The sequence below is a fragment of the Oerskovia sp. PE-21s genome (assembly GCF_056158145.1).
In genome coordinates this window covers 1-22622 of the sequence record NZ_JBUXJM010000006.1, presented here as the reverse complement: position 1 = coordinate 22622, position 22622 = coordinate 1, and the positions used below count along the sequence as shown (strand labels likewise).

The following is a 22622-nucleotide window of genomic DNA, read 5'->3' as shown; positions in this document are numbered from 1 at the left end:
TGCAGCCCGGGTCGACCCTCCGTCGCCTCCGGCGGACGAGGGCGGCTCCTGACCTCAGGAGCACCATGACCCTCACCAGCGCGGCCACCGCCGCAGCCACCACCCCTGCCCAGGGGACCCGTCCGCCCGAGGCAGGCTCCGCCGTCGGGACCCTCGACGCGGCCCGCGCCCGCAGCCGCGCGGTCGAAGCACGGATCGCCGCCAACCCTGCGGAGTTCCGCGTCCTCACGGGCGAGCGACCGACGGGCGCCCTGCACATCGGGCACTACTTCGGGACCGTCGCCAACCGCGTGCGGCTCCAGCAGGCAGGCGTCGAGGTCTTCCTGATCCTCGCCGACTACCAGGTCATCACCGACCGCGACGAAGCCGGAGACCTGCGCGGGACCGTGCGCGAGATCCTGCTCGACTACCTCGCGGCCGGGATCGACCCGGACCGGACCACGGTCTTCACGCACAGCGCCGTCCCCGCGCTCAACCAGCTCCTGCTGCCGTTCCTGAGCCTCGTGAGCGTCGCCGAGCTCGACCGCAACCCGACCGTCAAGGCCGAGACCGCAGCGACCGGCGGGCGGGCCATGAGCGGACTCATGCTCACCTACCCCGTGCACCAGGCCGCCGACATCCTGTTCTGCCACGCCAACCTCGTGCCCGTCGGGCAGGACCAGCTTCCGCACCTCGAGACGACGCGCACCGTCGCGCGCCGCTTCAACCAGCGGTACGCCGCCGCGAACCCGTACTTCCCCGAGCCCGACGCGCTCCTCGCGTCCTCGCCCACGATCCTCGGGACCGACGGGACCAAGATGAGCAAGAGCCGCGGGAACACGCTGCCGCTCGGGGCGAGCGAGGACGAGACGGCCCGGTGGGTCAAGCGGGCCAAGACCGACGCCGAGCGGGCCATCACCTACGACCCCGAGGCCCGGCCGGAGGTCGCGAACCTCCTGACGATCGCGTCGCTGTGCACCGGACGGGCCCCGGAGGAGATCGCCGACGAGGTCGGCAGCGCGGGGGCGGGAAGGCTCAAGGCCCTCGTGACCGAGGCTCTCGTCGAGCACCTGCGACCGATCCGGGCTCGGCGGGCGGCGCTCGCGGCGGGCGACGGTCCCGCGGTGCTCGACATCCTCGCGCGCGGCAACGCGCGGGCCAACGAGATCGCGGACCGCACGCTCGACGACGTGCGCGAGCTGATGGGCATGGTCTACCGCCGAGGGTGACGTGGCTGACCGGGTGACGCGAACGCCCGCCGAGGGCGACATCAGATGTCACCCTCGGCGGGCGTGCCGGTCACCCTCGGCGAGAAGGGGCTCAGCCGGGTCCGCGGCTCACTCGGCCCCGAGCCGCGACCGCAGACGCGCGAGCTGCGCCCACAGCTGGTCCGGGACCCTGTTGCCGAACGTGTCGAAGAACTCGCTCGTGAGCTCGGTCTCTGCGAGCCAGGAGTCGGCGTCGACCTCGAAGAGCGCCTCCAGGTCGCCCTCCGGCAGGTCCAGCCCGTCGACGTCCAGCGCACCGGGCGCGGGCAGCAGGCCCACGGGGCTCGTGACGGCCCCTGCGTCGGTCCGCAGGCCGCGCGAGCGGTCGACCTGCTGCGCGATCCACTCGACCACGCGAGAGTTCTCCCCGAACCCGGGCCACAGGAACGAGCCCTCCGCGTCCTTGCGGAACCAGTTGACCTGGAAGATCTTGGGCCGCTTCTCCGGGTCGAGGCCCGCTCCGACGCTCAGCCAGTGCGCCCAGTGGTCGGCCATGTTGTAACCGCAGAACGGGAGCATCGCGAACGGGTCGCGGCGCAGCTCGCCCAGAGCGCCCTCGGCGGCTGCGGTGCGCTCCGACGAGATCGTCGCGCCCATGAACACGCCGTGCTCCCAGCTGTACGCCTGCGCGACGAGCGGCACGTTGGTCGCACGTCGACCGCCGAAGACGATCGCGTCGATCGGGACGCCCGCGGGGTCCTCCCAGGTGTCGGCGATCGTCGGGCACTGCGCGGCTGCGACCGTGAAGCGCGAGTTGGGGTGCGCGGCGGGCGTGCCCGCGGCCCCGTCGGCCGGCGTCCAGTCGTTGCCGAGCCAGTCCGTGAGGTGTGCGGGCGCCTCGGGGGTCAGGCCCTCCCACCAGACGTCGCCGTCGTCGGTCAGGGCGACGTTGGTGAAGATGGTGTCGCGGTCGAACGTCGCGACCGCGACGGGGTTGGTGTCGATCCCCGTGCCGGGGGCGACGCCGAAGAACCCGGCCTCGGGGTTGATCGCGCGCAGCGTCCCGTCGGGACCGGGGCGCAGCCACGCGATGTCGTCCCCGATGGTCTCGACCTTCCACCCGGGGACGGTCGGCTGGAGCATCGCGAGGTTCGTCTTGCCGCACGCCGAGGGGAAGGCCGCGGCCAGGTGGTAGGCGCGTCCCTCGGGCGACGTGGCCCGGATGAGCAGCATGTGCTCGGCGAGCCAGCCCTCGTCACGGGCCATGGCCGACGCGATGCGCAGCGCGAAGCACTTCTTGCCGAGCAGCGCGTTGCCGCCGTAGCCGGAACCGAAGGACCAGATCTCGCGGGTCTCGGGGAAGTGGGCGATGTACTTGGTGTCGTTGCAGGGCCAGGGCACGTCCTGCGTGACGGCTCCCGAGTCGTCGACGAGCGGCGCGCCGACGCTGTGCACGGCGGGCACGAACGGCGCCCCGGCGTCGATCAGGGCGAGCACGTCGCTGCCGACCCGCGTCATGACGCCCATGCTCACCACGACGTAGGGCGAGTCGGAGACCTGGATGCCGACCTGCGAGAGGGGGCCGCCGACGGGGCCCATCGAGAACGGCACGACGTACATCGTGCGACCGCGCATCGACCCGTCGAACACGTCGCGGAGCTCGGCGCGCATGGCGTCGGGCTCGCGCCAGTTGTTGGTGGGGCCGGCGTCGGCCTCGTCGCGCGAGCAGATGAAGGTGCGCGACTCGACGCGGGCCACGTCGCTCGGGTTCGAGCGGGCGAGGTAGCTGCCGGGGCGCAGCTCGGGGTTGAGGGGCAGGAGCGTACCGGCGTCGACCATGAGGTCGACGAGCCGCTGCTTCTCGGCCGCGGAGCCGTCGCACCACACGACCGCGTCGGGCTCGGTGAGCTCCGCGATCTCCCGGACCCAGGCACGCGGGTCGCGGGCGGTGCGGGTACCGGAGCCGAACGCGGCACCGGCCATCGCGGTGCTGAGCACGTCGGGCAGCTCCTCGGTGAGGGCGGCGTGGCGGGTGCGGCGGGGAGGGGCGGTCGCGGTCATGAGGGTCTCCGGTCCTGGGCGGTCGTCGGGTCCACCCGGTGGGTGTCGGTGCTGCTGTTTCCACCTTCGACCCGGAACACCCCGGTTTTCCACCTGGATCGCTGTCAAGAATCGCGGATGTTGACATAGAGTCAAGGAATGGCCGTCGACGAAGACCGCAAGATCCCCACGACCCCCGAGGTCCACACGCCGCCGAGCACCGACCTCATCACGCTCGGTCGCCGGATCCGGTACTTCCGGACCGGTTGCGGGCTCACGCTCGACGCGCTCGGTGCGCAGGTGGGCACCACCGCGAGCCTCCTGTCGCTCATCGAGAACGGCAAGCGTGAACCGCGGCTCTCGCTGCTGCAGGCGCTCGCGGGTGCGCTCGGCGTCGCCGTGGCGGACCTGCTCGCGGACGAACCGCCCTCGCGCCGGGCCGCGCTCGAGATCGAGCTGGACCGGGCCCAGCGCGGCCCGCTGTTCGCGACCCTCGGCCTGCCCGCGGTCAAGGCGTCGCAGAAGCTGCCCCTGCCGGTCCTGGAGAACCTGGTCGGTCTGCACGGCGAGCTGGCCCGTCGCGCGTCGGAGGCCATCGCGACGCCCGAGGAGGCACGCCGCGCCAACACCGAGCTCCGCCTGGAACGCCAGACGCGCAACAACTACATCCCCGAGCTCGAGGACCTCGCGGAGGAGATGACGCGCCGCGCGGGGTACACGTCGGGCGCCCTGACGCACCGCACGGTCGCGCGCATGGCCGAACAGCTCGGGTTCACGCTGCTGCACGTCGACGACCTGCCGCACTCGACGCGCACGGTCACGGACCTGCGCAACGGCCGCATCTACCTCCCGCCGGCCTCGATCCCGGGCAGCCACGGGCTGCGCTCGCTCGGCCTCCAGGCGATCGCACACCGCGTGCTGGGCCACCAGCGCCCGACGTCGTACGCGAACTTCCTGCGCCAGCGCGTCGAGATCACGTACTTCGCAGCGTGCTGCCTCATGCCGCAGTCGGCGGCCGTCGAGTTCCTGGAGCAGCGCAAGAAGGACAAGGACCTCGCGGTCGAGGACTTCCGCGACGCGTTCGGCGTCTCGCACGAGGCCGCGTCCCAGCGCTTCACGAACCTCGCGACCTCGCGCCTGGGCATCCCTGTGCACTTCATGCGCGTCGGTGACGACGGCGCCCTGTACCGGGGCTACGCGAACGACGGCCTGCCGTTCCCGGCGGACGTCACGGGGGCCATCGAGGGGCAGCTCGTGTGCCGTCGGTGGGCCGCGCGCGAGGCGTTCGCGCGCCGCGACCGCGCGACCGAGTCCTACCAGTACACGGACACCCCCGCGGGCACCTTCTGGTGCAGCACCCAGACGGGCACGACGACGACGGGCGAGTTCTCGATCACGGTCGGGGTCCCGTTCTCCTCGGCCAAGTGGTTCCGAGGACGCGAGACGACCGCGCGCCGTGCCTCGACCTGCCCCGACGAGGCCTGCTGCCGCCGGCCGGCGGCGCAGCTCGCGCGGCACTGGGAGGAGGTCGCCTGGCCCAGCGCGCGCATGCACCAGTACGTCCTGTCGGCGCTGCCGTCAGGGGCGTTCCCCGGGGTGGACGCCTCGGAGGTCTACGCGTTCCTCGAGAAGCACGCGCCGCGCGAGGGCTGACCCTCCACGGGCGGGTGCGTGCCGTCGTCGGGCGGCGTGGTGGTCCGGGTGAGCTCGGCGACCTGACCGAGGACCTCGGCGGTCTCGATCTCGACGCGCAGCTCGATGCGGTCGAGCCCCAGGGCCGCGGCGTCGGCGACCGTGCCGAGCAGCACGCGCAGGTCGGCGACGGCGGCGGAGACGGCCTCGACCGTGGTCGCACGCTCGGCGCGGGCAGTGACGAGCCCGAGGCTCAGGCCCAGGTCGTCGACGACGTCGACGCCCGGTGACAGGAGCGTGGAGGCGGCCCGGGCCAGGGCGCCCACGTGCTGCCCGAGCTCCCGGGCGGGCAGGCGCGCGGACGCGAGATCGGTCACGCGGTCGTCCAGCTCGCGTGCGACGAGGGTCGACGACGCGTCGCGCAGGTCCTCGACGTAGGTGCGGTAGCCCGCGCCCTCGGCGAGGGGGCGCTGCGTGCGGTCGAGGGCCCAGGCCGGGTCGCGGCCCGCGGCCTGCAGGAACACGTCGAGGTCGACGGCGTCGAGGACCTCGTCCGGCTCTCCCGCGAGCCAACGCTCGACCCGGGCGAGGTCGGCCGGGTCGTCGACGTCGAGGCCGACGGTCGAGAGCACGTCGAGCCAGGTCCCGGTGGTCGGGTCGTACAACGGAACAAGGTCCTCGTCGCCGGGGTCGAGCGCCCGGACGTGTCGCCCGTGGTGCGGGTCGTGCAGGAGCACCCACCGCTCGCCGTCGATGGACACCGGGCCCGACTCGGTCATCTCGAGCGCGACGCGGGTCGCCCACTCGTCGTAGGTCTCGCCCCAGGTATCGCCCGTCATCGGGTCGCGCAGGGTGATCGGTGAGCGGAGGCGTGCGGGCAGCCACAGGAGGGGGTGCCACATCGCGGCCGGCCGCAGGCCGGGCCACCGGCGGTGCCCGGCAGGCACGGTCCACGGCATGGGCAGCGGGCTCGCCGTGAGCGGGGAGAGCAGGAGCTCGCCGTCGTACAGCCCCGTGAAGGCGCGCCACAGGTGCAGCCGCCCCGCCGTGTCGAGAGCCGACGCGGGCAGGAGGAGATGCTCCCCGGGCCCGACGTCGAGCGCTCGGCGCCTGTGCTCCACGTTCGTCCTCTCCTCGCTGACCGTCTGGGCTGCCTATGCCGACGGAGCACGCGCCAGCCTGCGTCGGGCGGAGGCGCGCCCTCGCAGGCGACGTGACGCACATCACATCGCCCGAAGGGCTCGGAGGCCCGATTTTCGCGAGCACGCCGCACACACACGTGCCATGCAGACCATCACCGTCACCGCCGACGTCGACGTCGATGTCACCGCCGCTGCCCGAACGTCCGTCCACGACCGCGCGAGCGACGAGCTCGACCGCACCACCACCGACGTCGCCCGTCGGGTGCGCGCGGGCGACCTCACCGAGCGCGAGGCCCGCATGATCGTCTTCGAAGCGGTGTTCCGCACGGGGATCGTGCGCTCCGAGACCGCGCGCTACTGCCACCGCCACGGGATCGCACGCTTCCTGCACGACGACATGGTCGACGCCGCCGTGGACTTCTACACCCGCAAGATCCTCGACCTGCCGAGCACCGACGGAGCCGAGGGCGACTCCCGAGGCCGCAACGGCACCAAGTTCTTCGACCTCGAGGTCTTCGCGGGCGGAGCGAGCGCGGCGGGCTCGATCCGTCAGGCGCTCGGCGACTACACCCTCATGCACCGGACGCTGCTGCGGAGCGTGCGGTCCGCGCGCAAGGTCGGGCAGATCGTCTCGACCGACCTCCTCGAGGGCACGATCGACGCCGAAGGGCGCCTCGCGGGCCTCGTGCACGAGCTCCCCGTGGTCCCCGACCTTGCGGTCCAGGTGCTCGACGCGGGCCGCGACGAGGAGATCGACCGCCTCTGCGCCGCGCACGAGAGCGCAGCCACACGCCAGCGCGGCGTGCTGCGCATGCACATCGACGCCGCCGCGATCCGCGACGCGTTCGCCCTGCCGACCCTCGAGCGCCCCCTCGACCCGGACGTCCGGGCACGCATGCTCGCCTGGATCGAGGAGGACGAGGGGCTCGCCCTCCGCTCGGTCCTCGCGCTCACCGACCCGCCGTCGGACCCGCGCATCGCGACCCTCGCCGGCCTGTGGGCGACCTACGAGGACGAGCACCTCGAGACGGTCGCCACGCACGAGTACGGGCAGAAGATCGCCCACCTCCTCGTGCGCGACGTCCTCGCGGACCGCGCCCGCCCGGGGCGGCCCGCGCTGTCCCGCACCCGGGTCTCGGTCAAGCAGGCCGTCGCAGGGTGCGGGGTCGACGCGGCCTGGGTCACCGAGCTCACCGCGGTCTTCGTCGAGCACGAGCACGAGGCCCGCTCCGCCTGGGACCCGGACCGCGGCACGGGGGAGTCGACCCGCGACACCGCGCGCTACCTGGACACCCTCGCGGCGGCCGCCGCCCTGTCGGGCCGCCCGCTCGGGCGCACCCCCGACGAGGTGCGCAGCACGCTCGCCGACATCGTCGCCGCGGCCCGCCAGACGACGAGGGTCGCCGAGGCAGGCTGACCGACCCTCGTCGCCAGGCCGCACGACCACCGACGTCGCTGCATAGGAAGCAGGACCGTCGACGCCTCCACCAGAGGCCACGAGAGGAGCACCCCATGGCTGCGACCCCCGCACGCCCCAGACCCAAGACGATCGCCGAACGCTGCGCGCCCCTGACCAAGGAGCTCGCGCGCCGACGAGCGGGCGCCCCTCTCTATCCCGGTGACGTCCACGAGCAGATCGCCTCGCTCGTCGACGAGCTCGTCATCCAGGGCCTGACGCGCGCCGAGGCCGCAGGGCTCGTCAACCGTGCAGCCCAGAAGGCCACGGCGGCATGAACCACCTGCGGCGACCGTGGGAGCCCCCGGACGCCGACCCGCACGACGCGCTCGACCGCTGCGACCAGTGCGACGCGTGCGGCGCGACGGCCTGCGTCCGCGTGACCGTCACCGGCCGGGGCCCGCTCCTCTTCTGCGACCCGCACTACCGCCGGCACGAGAGCGCGATCGTCACGGCCGGCTACGCCGTGCGCGACGAACGACGCAGCCTCGACGACGACATCGCCCTCGCCCTCGCCCTCGCACGAGCGCTCGACAACGCGGCCTGACCCCGAGCGTCGACGGGTCTGCCCGAGGCGCCGGTATCACCCCCACCAACCGCACGAGACGACCGACAGTCACCGACGACAGCCCCGGTGGACGCCAGGGCTGGGGGACCGGTGTCCCTGACGACAGGTCGCTCCGAGCGACGACGACGATGCCAGCGATGGCGTGGAGGTGCGGGCGTGGACGAGATGGACGAGATCGTCCACGAGTTCTTGGTCGAGTCCTACGAGAACCTCGATCAGCTGGACCAGGACCTCGTGGCGCTGGAGAGCGACCCCTCGTCGCGCGCGCTGCTCAGCAGCATCTTCCGCACCGTGCACACCATCAAGGGGACGAGCGGCTTCCTCGGTTTCGGCAACCTGGAGAAGGTCTCGCACGTCGGCGAGTCGCTGCTGTCCGAGCTGCGCGACGGCGAGCGGGTCATGGACCCCCAGGTGACGGACGTCCTGCTCGCTCTCGTCGACACCCTGCGCGCCATCCTGGCCAAGGTCGAGGCGGGATCCGGCGACGACGTCGACGTCGCGCCGATGGTCGCCCAGATCGTGGCGGTGCAGGAAGCGACGGCCCCTGCCGAGGAGCGGGCGGCGGTCGCGCCCGTTGCGGTCGATGTCGAGCCCGGGCCCGAGCCCGAGCCCGAAGCACCCGCGGCACCCTCCGTCGTCGAACCCGTCCTCGCGACGGCTCTCGCGGCGCTCGCCGCGCCGGAGCCCCTGCCCGCCTCGGCACCCGTGCCCGCGACCACGCCCAAGCACGAGGAGATCGAGCTGCCCGGGCGCAACGCGGCCGACGGCTCGATCCGTGTCGACGTGGACCTCCTCGACTCCCTCGTGCGACAGGTCGGCGAGCTCGTGCTCGTGCGCAACCAGTTCGACCGTATCGCCGGTGCGGGCGAGGACCAGGAGACCAAGCGGTCCGCGCAGCGTCTGAGCCTCATCGCCTCCGAGCTGCAGGAGGGTGTCATGCGCACCCGTATGCAGCCCATCGAGCACGTGTGGTCGAAGATGCCGCGCATCGTGCGGGACCTCGCGAAGATGCTGGGGCGCGAGGTGCGCGTCGAGATGACCGGTGGTGACACCGAGCTTGACCGCTCCCTGCTCGAGGCCGTGAAGGACCCCCTGACGCACCTGGTGCGCAACGCCGTCGACCACGGGATCGAGGCCCCCGACCAGCGGCTCGCCGTGGGCAAGGCCTCGCAGGGGCTCGTGTCGTTGCGCGCCTACCACTCGAACGGTCAGGTGGTCGTCGAGATCACCGACGACGGCGCGGGCATCGATCCCGAGAAGGTGGGACGCTCGGCGGTCTCGAAGGGGCTGCGCAGCGCCAACGAGATCGCGGCGATGTCCTCGTCCGAGGTGCTGGACCTCCTGTTCCTGCCCGGCTTCTCGACCGCCGCGAAGGTCACCAACGTCTCCGGCCGCGGCGTCGGCATGGACGTCGTCCGGACCAACATCGAGGCGATCGGCGGATCGGTCGACGTCGAGTCGAGCGTCGGCAAGGGCACGACGTGGCGCATGCGCATCCCGCTCACGCTCGCGATCATGCCCGCCCTCACCGTCACGTGCTGCGGCTCGGTCTACGCGATCCCGCAGGTCAGCCTCCTGGAGCTCGTCGCGCTCGGAGGGCAGGACACCCGGATCGAGCACGTCGGCACCGCCCCGGTGTTCCGGCTGCGCGGGACGCTGCTCCCGCTCGTCTCGCTCGCCGAGGTCCTGGACCTCGCCTCCGAGTCGGCCGGCCGCGTCATCGCCGTCGTCGAGGCCGACGACCAGCGGTTCGGCGTGATCGTCGACCGCGTCCTGAACATGGAGGAGATCGTCGTCAAGGGACTCGCGAGCCGGCTCAAGCAGATCGGCATGTACTCGGGCGCGACGGTGCTCGGCGACGGAGGCGTCGCCCTCATCCTCGACCTCCCCGCGATCGCCCGGCGTGTGCTCAGCACCGAGATCGCGGAGCTCGCGAAGGTGCGTCGGCAGACGACGGCGCAGGCCGCCAAGGCGACCCAGCAGGTGCTCGTCGTCGCCGCCGGGGACCGTCGCGTCGCGATCCCGCTGTCCGCGGTCACCCGGCTCGAACGGATCCGCACGGAGCGGATCGAGCAGGTGGGCACCCGCGAGGTGCTGCAGTACCGGGGCGCGCTCGTACCGCTGGTCCGGCTCGACCGGGTGCTCGGCGCCGTGGGCGCCCCGACCGGTGACGAGCTCGACGTCGTCGTGTACACCCGCGGCGGGCGCAGCATCGCGATGGCCGTCTCGGAGATCCTCGACATCGTCGAGGACGACGACCGCCTGCACAGCGACATCGACGACCACGGGCTGGTCGGTTCGACCGTCCTCGACCAGCGCGTCACCGAGCTGCTCGACGTCCGCAGCGCCGTCCGCGCCGCGGACGCAGGCTTTTTCGACGACGACCATCCTGACGGCCTCGCCGACCGGGCGGCCTTCGACGACGACCTCCTGGCAGGTGTGCGATGAGCACGAGACTCGTGACCTTCACGCTGGGCGACCGCCTCTGCGGGATCCCCGTCGACCGGGTCCAGGAGGTCCTGCCGAGCCGCCCACGCACGCGGGTGCCCCTCGCGCCGGACGACGTCGCGGGCCTCGTCAACCTTCGCGGCCAGGTCGTGCTCACGGTCGACCTGCGACGACGGCTCGGCATGCCCGCGCACGACGGCGAGCAGATGATGGCCGTCGTCTTCGTGGGCGACGAGACCGTGAGCCTGCTCGTCGACCGGATCGGCGACGTGCTCGTGGTCGACGAGGACCAGTTCGAGCTGCCTCCCCAGACGCTGTCCGAGGCGCTGCGCGCCGTGATTCTCGGCACCTACAAGCTCTCCGACCAGCTCCTGCTCGCGCTCGACGTCGACGCCGTGGCGTCGTGAGCCGACTCGTGACGAGTCCTGCGAGCCGGCCCGCGAGCGGGCCCGCAGGTCGAGTCAGCACCCCCCTCCCCGCACATCACACCGCCCAGGAGTCCCCCATGTCCTCGTCCCTGACGCCCCCGACCGTTCGGGCGCGCCGCTCCCGATTCGGCGACCTCTCGGTCCGGACCCGGATCATCGTCGCGCTCGGCGTCCTCGTCCTCGTGCTCGTGGCGACCGTCGCCGTCGCCCTGCAGGGCCTGCGCTCGACGCTCGACGACACGGCGACCGTCGCGGACGTGGGCAACACCGCGCTGCGCCTCAATGCTCAGATCGACCACGGCGCCCAGGAGGCGTGGCGGCTGACGTACCAGTACGACATCGTCGAAGGGGCGGCCCGGTCCGCCGTCGTCGCGCAGATGGACGCGACGGACGCGGACCTCGAGGCGGACATCGCCGCGTACGACACGATGCTGGGGACGATGACCGAGCCGAACTGGGAGGCGTTCAAGACGGCGTGGGCCGACTGGGTCGCCTACCGCGACTCGACCCTCATGCCGGCGGTCGAGGACAAGGCCGTGACGCAGGAGATCCAGTCGCGCAACGACGCTCTCATCGCCGCCCACGTCGCCGCCCTGTCGCGCGCGGGTGACGCGGCGAACGAGTACGCCGCGTCGATCGCGGACGAGGCCACGGACCACGCCAACCAGACGGTCGTCACGATGGTCGTCCTCGGGCTGGCCGGGCTCGTGGTCGCCCTGGTGGTCGCGCTCGTGGTCGCGAACGGGATCCGCCGGTCTGCCGAGAAGGTGCGACGCTCGTTGGTCGCGCTCGCCGAGGGCGACCTGACGGTCCGGGCCGACGTGGACAGCCGGGACGAGATCGGTCAGATGGCCGTGGCTCTCGCGACCGCGCAGACGAGCCTGCGGTCCATCATCTCCACGGTCGCCGGCACGGCCCAGGAGGTGGCCGGTGCAGCAGACCGCCTGTCCTACGCGGGCGCCCAGTTCTCGGCGTCGTCGGAGGAGACGGCGGCGCAGTCGGGGGTGGTGGCGGCTGCTGCGGAGCAGGTGTCGCAGAACGTGCGGACGGTGGCTGCGGGGGCGGAGCAGATGGGGGCTTCTATCCGGGAGATCGCGCAGAACTCGAACGAGGCGGCGAAGGTGGCTAATCGTGCGACGGATCGTGCGGCGTCGACGAACGTGACGGTGCAGAAGCTGGGGACGAGCTCGCAGGAGATCGGTGATGTGGTGAAGGTGATCACGTCGATCGCGGAGCAGACGAACTTGTTGGCGTTGAACGCGACGATCGAGGCGGCTCGTGCGGGGGAGGCGGGCAAGGGGTTCGCGGTGGTGGCTTCTGAGGTCAAGGAGCTGGCGCAGGAGACGGCGAAGGCGACGGAGGACATCGCTCGTCGGGTGGAGGCGATCCAGGACGACACGTCGAGTGCGGTGGGGGCGATCGGTGAGATCGCGGACATCATCGGGCGGATCAACGACTATCAGCTGACGATCGCCTCGGCGGTGGAGGAGCAGACCGCGACGACGACGGAGATGTCTCGTGGGGTGCAGGAGTCCGCGACGGGGGCCTCGGAGATCGCGGGCAACATCACCGGCATCGCGACCGCCGCGTCGTCGACCGCGGAAGCGATCCAGCAGATGAACGACTCGATCGCCGAGCTCGCCCGGATGAGCGCCGACCTTCAGTCGGACGCCGCGAAGTTCGTCTACTGACCCGCTCCCCACGACCCGCCGCAGTCAGCCCCAGAGGAAGGACCAGCCCGTGAACCGGCAGAGCGAAGCACCCGACGACCTCGCCCCCACGCTCGAGCACGCGCCCGAGGTGCTCGTCGAGCCCTACCCCGACGGCCTGTCCGACCTCGGCGCGACGTCGGGCGAGGTGTCCGACGTGGACCCCGCGCAGGGAACCGGTGAGCGGACGGCACGCACCGCAGGGAGCAGCGTCCTGCGCTCGGTCCGCACCAGGATCCTGGGCCTCGTCGCGCTCCTCGTGGTCGCGATGATCGTGCTGGGCGCGGTGGCCGTCTCGACCACGGTCTCGCTCCGGGACCGCACGGAGACGATCGCGACGATCCAGAGCACTCTCAACGCTCGGGTCATGGACCTTCAGAGCTCCGTGTGGTCCTACCGCCTGGCGACCGACGGCCTCGGCGACTACATGGGCGACCCCGACGCCGCCGGTCCGCAGTTCGTCGCGATCGACGGGGCGCACGGCGCCGTCACGGCCGAGATGCGCGCGTTCGAGGACATCTACGCAGGGATCGGCGAGCCGGTGCCCGACCAGTACGGATCGTTCGCGCGGGCCGTGAACGAGTACATCTCGATCGTCGAGGAGCGCAAGCTTCCGGCCTTCGAGGGCGGGGACCGCGCGGCGTACCGCTCGGCGGACACCGACCTCGACAACGTCGGTCAGCAGATGGGGAACGCGCTCGACCGGCTCCAGTCGTACATCGACGACATCCTCGCGGGAGAGACGGAAGCGGCCGCGAGCGAGGCGTCGACGGCGATCGTCACGCTCGTCGTGATCATCGCGGTCGGCGCGCTCGGGGGGATCGTACTGGGCTTGCTGACCTCCGGTCGGATCAAGACCGCGATCGTGGGCGTGCAGCGCACGGTCGAGGCGATCGCTGACGGCGACCTGACCCACGAGCCCGACGTCCGCGGCCGGGACGAGCTGGGGGACATGGCCCGCGCCCTGTCCTCGGCCCAGGCGAACCTGCGTGCCACGCTCGCGGGCGTCCTGGAGTCGTCGGTGACGATCGCGTCGAGTGCGGAGTCGTTGGCGGGGGTGTCGTCGCAGTTCTCGGCGTCGTCGGAGGAGACGGCGGCTCAGTCGGGGGTGGTGGCGGCTGCTGCGGAGCAGGTGTCGCAGAACGTGCGGACGGTGGCTGCGGGGGCGGAGCAGATGGGGGCTTCTATCCGGGAGATCGCGCAGAACTCGAACGAGGCGGCGAAGGTGGCTAATCGTGCGACGGATCGTGCGGCGTCGACGAACGTGACGGTGCAGAAGCTGGGGACGAGCTCGCAGGAGATCGGTGATGTGGTGAAGGTGATCACGTCGATCGCGGAGCAGACGAACTTGTTGGCGTTGAACGCGACGATCGAGGCGGCTCGTGCGGGGGAGGCGGGCAAGGGGTTCGCGGTGGTGGCTTCTGAGGTCAAGGAGCTGGCGCAGGAGACGGCGAAGGCGACGGAGGACATCGCTCGTCGGGTGGAGGCGATCCAGGACGACACGTCGAGTGCGGTGGGGGCGATCGGTGAGATCGCGGACATCATCGGGCGGATCAACGACTATCAGCTGACGATCGCCTCGGCGGTGGAGGAGCAGACCGCGACGACGACGGAGATGTCTCGTGGGGTGCAGGAGTCCGCGACGGGGGCCTCGGAGATCGCGGGCAACATCACCGGCATCGCGACCGCCGCGCAGGACAGCGCGGCGACCATGCAGCGGATGAGCGTCGCGGTCGACGAGCTGGCCCAGGTCTCGGTCGAGCTGCGCACCCGCGTCGCCCAGTTCCGGATCTGAGCCCGCCGGTGAAGCACAGCCCGTCGACCGTGCGTCCGGCCGCGAGCACCGCGAGGTGCCCGGCCGGACGCACGGCCTCGTCCACGGTCCCAGGAGGTCACGCGTGATCCGCGTGCTCGTCGTGGACGACTCGGTCGTCATCCGACGCCTCGTGACGCAGACCCTCGAGCGCGACCCCGAGATCACGGTCGTGGGGACCGCCGCCGACGGCCGCCTCGCCCTGGCGAAGGTCGAGCAGCTCGAGCCCGACCTGATCACGCTCGACATCGAGATGCCCGTGCTCGACGGGATCGAGACGGTGCGCGCGCTGCGCGCCGCGGGGCGGCGCATGCCGGTCATCATGTTCTCGACGCTCACCGAGCGCGGAGCAGGGGCGACCCTCGACGCGCTCACGGCCGGGGCCACGGACTACGTGACCAAGCCCAGCGGCACGGGCTCCGTGCAGACCGCCCTCGAACGGGTCGGGCTCGAGCTCGTCCCCAAGATCAAGGCGCTCGTGCCAGGTGCCCGCCGACCCGTGGCGGCCCGGTCCGGCGGCGCGGTCGCGTCCACCGTGCCGACCACACGCAGGGCTGCACCGCGACGCCCGGTCCGGGCCGTCGTCGTCGGCTCCTCGACCGGAGGGCCCGACGCGTTGCGACGGGTCTTCTCGGCGATCCGCGAGCCGCTGCCCGTGCCGGTCCTCGTGGTCCAGCACATGCCGCCCGTCTTCACCCGCCAGCTCGCGGAACGGCTCGACCGTGAGGGGCCCACGACCGTTGTCGAGGCCGTCGGAGGAGAGATCCTCGCGCCCGGTCACGCCTACCTCGCGCCCGGCGGGCGGCACCTCGAGGTCGTGCGCCGTGGCTCCAGCCTGGCGACCACCGTCACAGACGGGCCACCGGTCAACTTCACGCGCCCCTCGGTCGACGTCCTGTTCCGGTCCGCGGTCCAGGTGCTCGGTGGCGACCTGCTCGCGCTCGTCCTGACCGGCATGGGCTCGGACGGGCGCGACGGTGCCGGTGCGGTCGCCGGGGCCGGGGGACACGTCGTCGCCCAGGACGAGGCCTCGTCGGTCGTGTGGGGCATGCCGGGTGCCGTGGTCACGGCCGGGCACGCCCACCAGGTCCTCCCGCTCGACCACCTCGCCCGAGCCGTCGTCTCGGCGATCGAAGGAGCACACGCATGACCGTGTCCACCCAGTCGTTCTCGTTCGTGAGCGACCTGGTCCGCCGGCACAGCGCGATCCAGCTCGCCCCCGGCAAGGAGTACCTCGTCGAGTCTCGTCTCGGACCGCTGGCCCGGGAGAAGGGGCTCCACGGCATCGACGCCGTCGAGCAGTACGTGCAGCGGTACGTGCGCACCGGCTCGAGCGGTGAGATCGTGCGCGTGATCGAGGCCATGACGACCAACGAGACGTCGTGGTTCCGTGACACCTCACCGTTCACGGCCCTGCGACGGGTCGTGCTGCCGGCCCACGGCGACGGTGACCTGTCGATCTGGTCCGCGGCGTGCTCGACGGGTCAGGAGCCATACAGCATCGCGATGGTCCTGGCCGAGCAGGGGCACCAGCGCTTCCGGATCCTCGCGACCGACATCAACGCGCAGGTGCTCGACCGTGCCCGTGCGGGTCGGTACAGCCAGCTCGAGGTCAACCGGGGGCTGCCCGCCCCGATGCTCGTCCGCCACTTCCGGCGGGCCGGCGCGGAGTGGGAGGTCGACCCCGCGCTGCGACGGAACCTGACCTTCGAGAAGCACAACCTGCTCACGCCGCCTCCGGGCGTCGGGACGTTCGACGTGGTCTTCCTGCGCAACGTCCTCATCTACTTCGACATGCCCACCAAGCAGTCGATCCTCGCCCGGCTCCGTAGCCGGGTGAGACCTGGCGGTTACCTGATCCTGGGTGCCGCCGAGACGACCGTCGGTGTCGATCCCGCGTGGGAACGCGTCGACGGCGCACACGGCTCCATCTACCGACTCCGAGGAGGCAGCGCATGAGAGCGCTGGTGATCGACGACTCGCGCGTGATGCGCCGCATCGTCGCGTCGACGTTGAAGGGTCTCGGCTTCGAGATCGCCGAGGCGGGGGACGGGCGCGCAGCGCTCGACCTGCTCGAGGCCGGTGAACGCTTCGACCTGGCGTGCGTCGACTGGAACATGCCCGTGATGGACGGACTGGAGCTCGTCCAGGAGGTCCGCAAGCGCCGGGACTGGCGCGACCTCACGCTCATGATGGTCACGACCGAGTCCGAGCAGAACCAGATCGTGCGCGCCCTCGCGGCAGGGGCGCACGAGTACCTCATCAAGCCGTTCACCCCTGACGCGCTCGAGGCCAAGCTCGACATGCTCGGGCTGCTGCCGCAGAAGGAGCTCGCATGACCGACACCACCTCGACGCTCGCCCAGAGCGTCGTCCCGATGGCGCAGGACCTGTTCACGGCGATGGTCGACGGCGAGCCGGGGCTCCTCCTGCCCATGGAGGCTCTGGAGGAGCCGATCGCCGACCCCCTGTACGCCTGGGTCGACATCGTGGGGCCGGCGGTCTCGCGCACGCTGGTCGTCACGGCCCGTGAGACCGCGGACCGTCTCGCCCGCTCGCTCCTGCTCAAGGAGGACGACGAGCCCGTGACGCTCGAGGACGTCCAGGACGCGCTCGGGGAGGTCGCGAACGTCGTCGGGGGCAACCTCAAGGCCATGATGCCCGAGGGGGCCTCGCTGACGCTGCCCGTGGTCGAGCACTCCGAGCCCTCGGCCTCCCGCCCGGCCGACCACGAGCAGGCGCTGCTCTGGTGGGGCGGCCCGATCCTCATCCAGCTGTGGACCTCGACGAACGGAGAAGACCTGTGAGAGTCCTCGTGGCGGACGACAGCCGCGTCATGCGACAGATCGTCCTGCGGACCCTGCGCCAGGCGGGCTTCGGCGACTGGGACGTCGTCCAGGCCGGTGACGGCGCCGAGGCGCTCGCCCTGACCCGCGCGGAGAAGCCCGACCTCGTCCTGTCGGACTGGAACATGCCCGAGATGAACGGGATCGACTTCCTGCGTGCCCTGCGCGCGGGCGGTTCGAGCGTCCCGTTCGGCTTCGTCACGTCGGAGGGCTCGCCGCAGATGCGCGAGCTCGCGGAGAGCGAGGGGGCGCTGTTCCTCATCGCCAAGCCCTTCGACGCCGGCACGTTCGAGTCGGCGTTGCGCCCGCACTTCCGCTGACCGCACCACGCGCGCACCCCAGCGCACCACCCACCGAGAGACCCCGGAGGACCCCACTCGTGACCACCACGCCCCTGCCCCAGCTCAAGGAGATCAAGGACCTGTACGCGGGCCTGGTCGGCCGTGCGTGCACGGCCGTGCCGGCCGGCCGGCTCATGACGCCCGAGACGAAGGGACTCGTCGTGGCCACGTACCTGAGCAACCGCGGCCAGGTCGAGGCCGTGGTCGCGGTCGACGTCCCGCTGGGCGCGTACCTGGGCGCGTCGATCGGGCTCATGCCTCCCGGACCGGCGAAGGACGCCGCGGCGGACGGGCGTCTCAGCGACGTCCTGCTCGAGAACGTCTCCGAGGTTCTCAACGTTACGGCCGGGCTGTTCAACACCCAGGACGCCCCGCACCTGGTGCTCGCCGACGTGTTCGACTCGACGCGGGCCGCCCTGCCGGGCACCGCCGTGTCGTTCCTGCGCAGCACGGGACGCCGGCTCGACGCCGAGGTGGAGGTCGCGGGCTACGGCGGGGGCGCGTACACGGTCGTCCTGCGGTAGTCGTCACGTCTCCACGCACGAAGAGAGGCCCGTCCGGGAACCGGACGGGCCTCTCTTCGTGCGTCGTGCGTCGAGCGAGGGTGGACGAGCAGAGCACCCGGTGCGGTGCGGACGGCGGTCAGGCCGGGACGAGCTCCCGACGAAGGTCGAGGCCCTGACCGTCGAGGATCGTCTGGATCGCGGCACCGGTGTCCGGGTGCACCAGGACCGGGGCCATGAGGTTGACGCTCACGACCCCGTCACGTGCTGTCGCGACCACGAGGACCACGGGGTCCTCGTCGGTCGCCCCGATGAGGTCGAGGTCGCCCGCCGGGATGGCGGGCGCGTAGTCGGGCACCCAGCGGCTCGGGTCGACGACGAGCAGGTCGACTCCAGGGGTGTCGAGCGCCGCGAGCGTGTAGACACCGTCCGTCTGCTCCTCGAGCAGCTCGAACCGGCGGGCCGCGAGGCCGGGGGGCGGGGTCACGAAGGTGATGGTGGTCATCAGCGGAGGTAGTCCATGAGAGTGGGCTGCAGGAGGTTGGACCCGATGCTCAGGGTCGCCTGGTAGGCGACCTGCTTGAGCTGGAGGTCGATCGCGATCTCGGCGATGTCGGCGTCCTCGATCCCGGCGCGCTGCGTCTTGAGCGCGAGCTGAGAGTCGGCGTTGGTGTCCGTGGCGCGTTCGAGCTGGTTCTGCCGTGCGCCGACGGTGGTGTGCTGGGTCAGGACGGCGGACAGCCGGGAGTCCACGGCCCCGAGGTGGCTCCGGACGTTCGTGCCGGCCCGCAGGTCGGCCACGACCGTGTCGAGGAGGGCGAAGACGGAGCCCGCTCCGGCGCCGAAGACCGCGGCCCCGTCGATGTCGACCTGGACGGTCGAGTCGGCACCGATACGGCGCTCGACGCTGCTGCCAGGGACACCGGTGAAGGTGTAGTCGTCACGGAACGCGACCCCCTCGTCGGACGTGCCGGCGAACACGTTGCGCCCCAGGTAGGTGGTGTTCGACTGGCGCAGCAGCTCGGAGCGGAGCTCGTCGAGCTCGACCGCGATGGCTTCGCGCGCGTCGGGCGACGCCGTGTCGGAGGCCCCCTGCATCACGAGGTCGCGCACGCGCTGGACGACGTCCGTGACGGACCGCAGCGCCGAGTCGAGCGTCGAGAGCCAGCCGTCGCCGTTCTCGATGTTGCGCTGGTACTGCTTCTCGGTGGCGAGCTGGTTGCGCACGGACAGGGCGTCCGCCGCCGCAGAAGGGTCGCTCGACGCACGGACGAGCTTGCGTCCGGACGTGCCCTGCTCCTGGAGCTCGGCCATCCGGGCGAGGTTGGCCTGCATGCTTCGTGTGACGAACGAGGCCTGCATCTGGTTGGTGATGCGCACGGTTCTCCCCTAGGAGGCGGGCGGGCCGGCGGGCCGGCGCGGCGGACGGTTCTGGTGGGTCACAGGCCGACGCGGCCCGTGCGGTTGATGAGCTGGTCGAGCATCTCGTCGACCGCGGTGAGGACGCGCGCGGCCCCCTGGTAGGCGTGCTGGTACTGGACGAGGTTCACGGTCTCCTCGTCGAGCGAGACGGCCGAGTTGGACAGCAGGTCGGAGAACGCCGCGGTGGACGCGATGGTCGCGAGCTTCGCGTCGTACGTCGCCGAGCTCGACTTCACGGCGATCGTCGCGACGTGCGCGGACCAGCCGGCATCGGGACCGTCGGACGCGACGCCGAGTCGTGCGATCTTGTCCGCGACGGACCCGTCGAGCGCGCCACCGCCGCCGCCAGCGGCGACCTGCGAGGGGTCGGTGACGGCGACCTTGATGCCCGACGCCGGGGGCTTGCCCGCGTCGAAGACGAAGAAGGGACCGCCCGGCGCGCCCGTCGTCGTCTGGGCCGTCGTGTGGAGCGCGTTGACCTGGGCGGCGATCGTCGAGGCGAGGGCGTCGTAGCCCGCCGCAGCCTGGGCGTACACGCCACCGGACGACGCGGGCGCCAGGGCGGACAGGTGCCCCGCGAGGTCCCCGCCCTCGAGGGCGACCTGCGCGCCGGCGCGGTGCGCCCACTCGAGGCGGACAGGGTCCGTGGTCACGCCGTCCATCGACTGCGACCCGGCCAGCTTGACCGGGTTGGTCGTGGTGCCGTCGACGAGCAGGTTGCCGCCCAGCAGGACGCTGACCGTGCCGTCCGGGTTCATGCTGGCCTGGGCGCCGGCGACCTGCGCGAGCGAGGCCGTCACCTGGTTCCGGTGGTCCACGAGCTCGTTGGTCGAGACACCCTGACCTGCGGCGTCGCGGATCTGTGCGTTGAGGGCCGCGACCTTGTCCGCCATCGCGTTGACCTCCGAGACGAGGGAGGTCGCGCTCGTGCGGGACTGCTGCCACTGCCCGGCGACCTCCGCGCGACCCGCGACGAGCCGGTCGACGATGCCCACCGCGCGCTCGATGACCACGCGCGCCTGGGCCTCCTTCCCGGGGGCGTTCGCGACGTCCTGCCAACCGCTCCAGAACGACTGCAGGGTCGCGGACATGCCCGTGTCCGAGGGCTCGCCGTGGATGTCCTCGACCGCGTTGAAGGCCGTGGCGCGCACCACGGAGTACCCCTCGTTCGACGCGGTCTGCCGCACGCGGGACTCGAGGAAGAGGTTCCCGAGCCGCGCGACGCCGTCGATGCTCACGCCCTGGCCGTTGCGCACGGGCTGGGCGAAGCGCGCCAGGCCCATCTCGGCCAGCGGGGAGACGGACGACTGCTGGATGCGCTGACGCGTGTAGCCGTTCGTGTTGAGGTTGGCCACGTTCTGACCGGTCACGTCGATACCGGCCTGTGCGGCGTTCAGGCCCTGACGGGCGGTGTTGAGGATGGCGAACGAGCTCATGGGCGCGGTTCCTTACAGGATCGTGTCGAAGAGGCGGGCGACGGCGGACTGCGCCGTGGCGGCGCCGGTCGCGTCGTAGGTCCGCGCCTCACCGCCGAGCGTCGCGAGGGTCTCCTGCGTCGAACGTGAGGCGTGGTTGACGATCTGGGTGTTGGTGTCCCGGACGGTCTTGATGCGCACGGTCAGCTCGGTCAGGCCGGCGAGGTGCCCCTCGAAGATCTCGCGCCACGGTCCGGTGCTCTGCGCGGCCGCCGCGATCTCACGCAGCGTGGCGTCGGGGGACAACCCCCAGGACGAGGCGACCGTCTCGGAGGCGACGGTGCGCACGAGGGTCGCCTCGCGCACCTTCTCCATGACCGTCTCTACCTCACGGTTGGCGTGCGCGAGCCAGCGGGTGCGGCCGGCCGTGAGGAGCAGCTGCTCCTCCTCGAGCTTGAAGAGCAGCATCTCCAACAGCTCACGCTCTCGCCACAACAGGGTCGACAGCTCCTGAGGGCCCAATGCGGCTCTCCCTTACGTGCGGCGTGGTCGGTCGGGACGGCGGGCCGCGAGGCCCGCTCGGAGACCACTGTCGGTCGCTGCGGCGCGGATGTGGCGACTGATCGTCGACCGATCCGCATGGGAGTCCTTGACGCGGTCGCTACCGCGTACCTCGCAGCGTCCTCCCCGGTGCCCACCCGGGGCGGTGCGACGCAGGGTGCCCCAGCAGATGCCCAGCAGAAAGGTGCTTCGGCGTGAACCTCTCCGAGCGCAACGCTCTCGTCGTCGACAACCTTGCCCTCGTCGGCTTCCTCGTGTCCGACCTGTGCGCCCGAGCGGACCACCTCTCGCGGGAGGACCTCGCGTCGGTGGGGGCGATCGCGCTGACGACGGCCGCGACGGCGTACGACCCGGCCCGGGGGGTGCCCTTCGGTGCGTACGCCCGACGCCGCATCGTCGGCGCCCTGTCGGACGAGCTGCGGTCCCAGGACTGGGCGCCCCGGTCGGCGCGCAAGCGGATCAAGGAGCTCACCGCGGTCGAGGCCACGCTGACGGCGTCGCTGGGTCGGGAGCCGACCGACGCCCAGGTCGCCGAGGCGATGGGCGTCGTGGTCGCGGACGTCCGGGCGATCCGCGACGACGCCGGCCGCTCGATCGTCGCGGTCGACGACACGATGTACGAGCACGTGGTCCTCGATGCACCGAGCCCCGAGGAGCAGGTGCTCGCGACCGAGGAGCGGCACGTCGTGCGCGAGGCCGTCGCGGCCTTGCCCGAGCAGCTGCGGTACATCGTGGAGGAGGTCTACTTCGGCGGCCGTACCGTGGGCGCGCTCGCCGAGGAGCTCGGCATCGGGCACTCGACGGTCTCGCACGCGCGGATCGAGGCGGTCCGCCTGCTGCGGGAGGGGCTCGAGGCGCACTACTCGGACCGGGAGGCACGGGGCTCGACGGCGCCGCTGTCCGCGCGCCGTCGCGAGTACCTGGCCGACGTGGGGGACAGGGTCGCCGGTGGCGCGACCCGCCGTGCCGCCTGGTCCACCCCCGCGGCCTCCTGACCCCGAGGTCGCGGCGACGACCTGCGGCGAGATCTCACCCGCTCGGTGCCAGACGACGGCGCGATCCGTGCCGACAGTCGTGGTCGACCGGCCCATGGATGGGCTGGGGGACCATCT

22 protein-coding genes are annotated in these 22622 nt (G+C 71.9%); 16 read left to right on the top strand and 6 right to left on the bottom strand.

Annotation, left to right across the window (positions count from 1 at the left end):
* Nucleotides 1–65 precede the first annotated feature (65 nt).
* Nucleotides 66–1208 (top strand): tryptophan--tRNA ligase, encoded by a 1143-nt coding sequence (gene trpS, locus ACZDYF_RS12625; RefSeq protein ID WP_475057244.1) that lies wholly within the window; start codon nt 66–68, stop codon nt 1206–1208.
* A gap of 108 nt (nt 1209–1316) precedes the next feature.
* On the opposite strand, the gene ACZDYF_RS12620 is transcribed toward trpS, so the two are convergent.
* Nucleotides 1317–3170 carry a phosphoenolpyruvate carboxykinase (GTP) gene (locus ACZDYF_RS12620; RefSeq protein ID WP_475057904.1) on the bottom strand — a complete coding sequence of 618 codons (1854 nt, stop codon included), beginning with the start codon at nt 3168–3170 and terminating at the stop codon, nt 1317–1319.
* A 216-nt stretch (nt 3171–3386) separates the two neighbouring features.
* On the opposite strand from ACZDYF_RS12620, the gene ACZDYF_RS12615 reads away from it, so the two are divergent.
* Complete coding sequence (locus tag ACZDYF_RS12615; RefSeq protein ID WP_475057242.1) at nt 3387–4880, top strand: helix-turn-helix domain-containing protein; 1494 nt, start codon at nt 3387–3389, stop codon at nt 4878–4880.
* Here ACZDYF_RS12615 and ACZDYF_RS12610 read toward each other — a convergent pair.
* The gene (locus ACZDYF_RS12610; protein WP_475057239.1) at nt 4841–5980 is read right to left on the bottom strand and encodes a hypothetical protein; all 1140 of its coding nucleotides are present in this window, start codon (nt 5978–5980) and stop codon (nt 4841–4843) included. The genes ACZDYF_RS12615 and ACZDYF_RS12610 overlap by 40 nt on opposite strands.
* 163 nt (nt 5981–6143) lie before the next feature.
* On the opposite strand from ACZDYF_RS12610, the gene ACZDYF_RS12605 reads away from it, so the two are divergent.
* The 13 genes from ACZDYF_RS12605 (at nt 6144) to ACZDYF_RS12545 (ending at nt 18133) form a co-directional block, all read left to right on the top strand.
* A complete protein-coding gene (locus ACZDYF_RS12605) occupies nt 6144–7418 on the top strand; it encodes a hypothetical protein (protein ID WP_475057235.1) in 1275 nt (424 codons plus the stop codon).
* A 95-nt stretch (nt 7419–7513) separates the two neighbouring features.
* Nucleotides 7514–7735 (top strand): hypothetical protein, encoded by a 222-nt coding sequence (locus tag ACZDYF_RS12600; RefSeq protein WP_191791882.1) that lies wholly within the window; start codon nt 7514–7516, stop codon nt 7733–7735.
* A complete protein-coding gene (locus tag ACZDYF_RS12595; protein WP_191791883.1) occupies nt 7732–8004 on the top strand; it encodes a DUF7455 domain-containing protein in 273 nt (90 codons plus the stop codon). Before ACZDYF_RS12600 ends, ACZDYF_RS12595 begins: the two co-directional genes overlap by 4 nt.
* 186 nt (nt 8005–8190) lie before the next feature.
* Complete coding sequence (locus ACZDYF_RS12590) at nt 8191–10473, top strand: chemotaxis protein CheA (protein WP_475057899.1); 2283 nt, start codon at nt 8191–8193, stop codon at nt 10471–10473.
* A complete protein-coding gene (locus ACZDYF_RS12585) occupies nt 10470–10880 on the top strand; it encodes a chemotaxis protein CheW (protein ID WP_030152894.1) in 411 nt (136 codons plus the stop codon). Before ACZDYF_RS12590 ends, ACZDYF_RS12585 begins: the two co-directional genes overlap by 4 nt.
* A 98-nt stretch (nt 10881–10978) precedes the next feature.
* Entirely contained in the window at nt 10979–12592 is a 1614-nt protein-coding gene (locus ACZDYF_RS12580; protein ID WP_475057228.1) for a methyl-accepting chemotaxis protein, read from the top strand.
* A 49-nt stretch (nt 12593–12641) separates the two neighbouring features.
* A complete protein-coding gene (locus tag ACZDYF_RS12575; RefSeq protein ID WP_475057226.1) occupies nt 12642–14405 on the top strand; it encodes a methyl-accepting chemotaxis protein in 1764 nt (587 codons plus the stop codon).
* Nucleotides 14406–14508: 103 nt separating this feature from the next.
* Nucleotides 14509–15573, top strand: coding sequence for a protein-glutamate methylesterase/protein-glutamine glutaminase (locus ACZDYF_RS12570; protein WP_475057224.1), 1065 nt, complete (start codon nt 14509–14511; stop codon nt 15571–15573).
* Nucleotides 15570–16382: a CheR family methyltransferase gene (locus tag ACZDYF_RS12565; RefSeq protein ID WP_475057222.1), complete on the top strand. Its 813-nt coding sequence runs from the start codon at nt 15570–15572 to the stop codon at nt 16380–16382. Before ACZDYF_RS12570 ends, ACZDYF_RS12565 begins: the two co-directional genes overlap by 4 nt.
* Entirely contained in the window at nt 16379–16762 is a 384-nt protein-coding gene (locus ACZDYF_RS12560; RefSeq protein ID WP_138825814.1) for a response regulator, read from the top strand. The genes ACZDYF_RS12565 and ACZDYF_RS12560 overlap by 4 nt, the downstream gene beginning before the upstream one ends.
* Nucleotides 16759–17229, top strand: coding sequence for a chemotaxis protein CheX (locus ACZDYF_RS12555; RefSeq protein WP_475057219.1), 471 nt, complete (start codon nt 16759–16761; stop codon nt 17227–17229). Before ACZDYF_RS12560 ends, ACZDYF_RS12555 begins: the two co-directional genes overlap by 4 nt.
* Nucleotides 17226–17588, top strand: coding sequence for a response regulator (locus tag ACZDYF_RS12550; RefSeq protein WP_191791652.1), 363 nt, complete (start codon nt 17226–17228; stop codon nt 17586–17588). The genes ACZDYF_RS12555 and ACZDYF_RS12550 overlap by 4 nt, the downstream gene beginning before the upstream one ends.
* A gap of 59 nt (nt 17589–17647) precedes the next feature.
* Nucleotides 17648–18133, top strand: a complete 486-nt coding sequence (locus ACZDYF_RS12545; protein WP_138825808.1) for a hypothetical protein — start codon at nt 17648–17650, stop codon at nt 18131–18133.
* A gap of 118 nt (nt 18134–18251) precedes the next feature.
* Here ACZDYF_RS12545 and fliW read toward each other — a convergent pair whose 3' ends face one another.
* Genes fliW through ACZDYF_RS12525 form a run of 4 tightly spaced genes read right to left on the bottom strand, consistent with a single transcriptional unit; the run spans nt 18252 to nt 21471 of the window.
* Complete coding sequence (fliW, locus tag ACZDYF_RS12540) at nt 18252–18617, bottom strand: flagellar assembly protein FliW (protein ID WP_191791654.1); 366 nt, start codon at nt 18615–18617, stop codon at nt 18252–18254.
* Nucleotides 18617–19492 (bottom strand): flagellar hook-associated protein FlgL, encoded by an 876-nt coding sequence (gene flgL, locus ACZDYF_RS12535; RefSeq protein ID WP_307823970.1) that lies wholly within the window; start codon nt 19490–19492, stop codon nt 18617–18619. The genes fliW and flgL overlap by 1 nt, the downstream gene beginning before the upstream one ends.
* A 59-nt stretch (nt 19493–19551) precedes the next feature.
* Nucleotides 19552–20970, bottom strand: coding sequence for a flagellar hook-associated protein FlgK (gene flgK / locus ACZDYF_RS12530; RefSeq protein ID WP_191791655.1), 1419 nt, complete (start codon nt 20968–20970; stop codon nt 19552–19554).
* A 12-nt stretch (nt 20971–20982) separates the two neighbouring features.
* The gene (locus ACZDYF_RS12525; RefSeq protein WP_138825802.1) at nt 20983–21471 is read right to left on the bottom strand and encodes a flagellar protein FlgN; all 489 of its coding nucleotides are present in this window, start codon (nt 21469–21471) and stop codon (nt 20983–20985) included.
* Between the two features lie 233 nt (nt 21472–21704).
* Here ACZDYF_RS12525 and ACZDYF_RS12520 point away from each other — a divergent pair, with 233 nt between their 5' ends.
* Complete coding sequence (locus tag ACZDYF_RS12520) at nt 21705–22505, top strand: sigma-70 family RNA polymerase sigma factor (RefSeq protein WP_191791656.1); 801 nt, start codon at nt 21705–21707, stop codon at nt 22503–22505.
* Nucleotides 22506–22622 lie beyond the last annotated feature (117 nt).

What these genes read in the sequence shown, in the direction of transcription:
- ACZDYF_RS12620 (WP_475057904.1), bottom strand. Translation starts at nt 3,170, where the DNA reads ATGGCCGGTGCCGCGTTCGGCTCCGGTACCCGCACCGCCCGCGACCCG.
- ACZDYF_RS12615 (WP_475057242.1), top strand. Translation starts at nt 3,387, where the DNA reads ATGGCCGTCGACGAAGACCGCAAGATCCCCACGACCCCCGAGGTCCAC.
- ACZDYF_RS12565 (WP_475057222.1), top strand. Translation starts at nt 15,570, where the DNA reads ATGACCGTGTCCACCCAGTCGTTCTCGTTCGTGAGCGACCTGGTCCGC.
- flgK (WP_191791655.1), bottom strand. Translation starts at nt 20,970, where the DNA reads ATGAGCTCGTTCGCCATCCTCAACACCGCCCGTCAGGGCCTGAACGCC.
- ACZDYF_RS12605 (WP_475057235.1), top strand. Translation starts at nt 6,144, where the DNA reads ATGCAGACCATCACCGTCACCGCCGACGTCGACGTCGATGTCACCGCC.
- ACZDYF_RS12585 (WP_030152894.1), top strand. Translation starts at nt 10,470, where the DNA reads ATGAGCACGAGACTCGTGACCTTCACGCTGGGCGACCGCCTCTGCGGG.
- ACZDYF_RS12590 (WP_475057899.1), top strand. Translation starts at nt 8,191, where the DNA reads ATGGACGAGATCGTCCACGAGTTCTTGGTCGAGTCCTACGAGAACCTC.
- ACZDYF_RS12600 (WP_191791882.1), top strand. Translation starts at nt 7,514, where the DNA reads ATGGCTGCGACCCCCGCACGCCCCAGACCCAAGACGATCGCCGAACGC.
- ACZDYF_RS12560 (WP_138825814.1), top strand. Translation starts at nt 16,379, where the DNA reads ATGAGAGCGCTGGTGATCGACGACTCGCGCGTGATGCGCCGCATCGTC.
- ACZDYF_RS12555 (WP_475057219.1), top strand. Translation starts at nt 16,759, where the DNA reads ATGACCGACACCACCTCGACGCTCGCCCAGAGCGTCGTCCCGATGGCG.
- ACZDYF_RS12595 (WP_191791883.1), top strand. Translation starts at nt 7,732, where the DNA reads ATGAACCACCTGCGGCGACCGTGGGAGCCCCCGGACGCCGACCCGCAC.
- fliW (WP_191791654.1), bottom strand. Translation starts at nt 18,617, where the DNA reads ATGACCACCATCACCTTCGTGACCCCGCCCCCCGGCCTCGCGGCCCGC.
- ACZDYF_RS12580 (WP_475057228.1), top strand. Translation starts at nt 10,979, where the DNA reads ATGTCCTCGTCCCTGACGCCCCCGACCGTTCGGGCGCGCCGCTCCCGA.
- trpS (WP_475057244.1), top strand. Translation starts at nt 66, where the DNA reads ATGACCCTCACCAGCGCGGCCACCGCCGCAGCCACCACCCCTGCCCAG.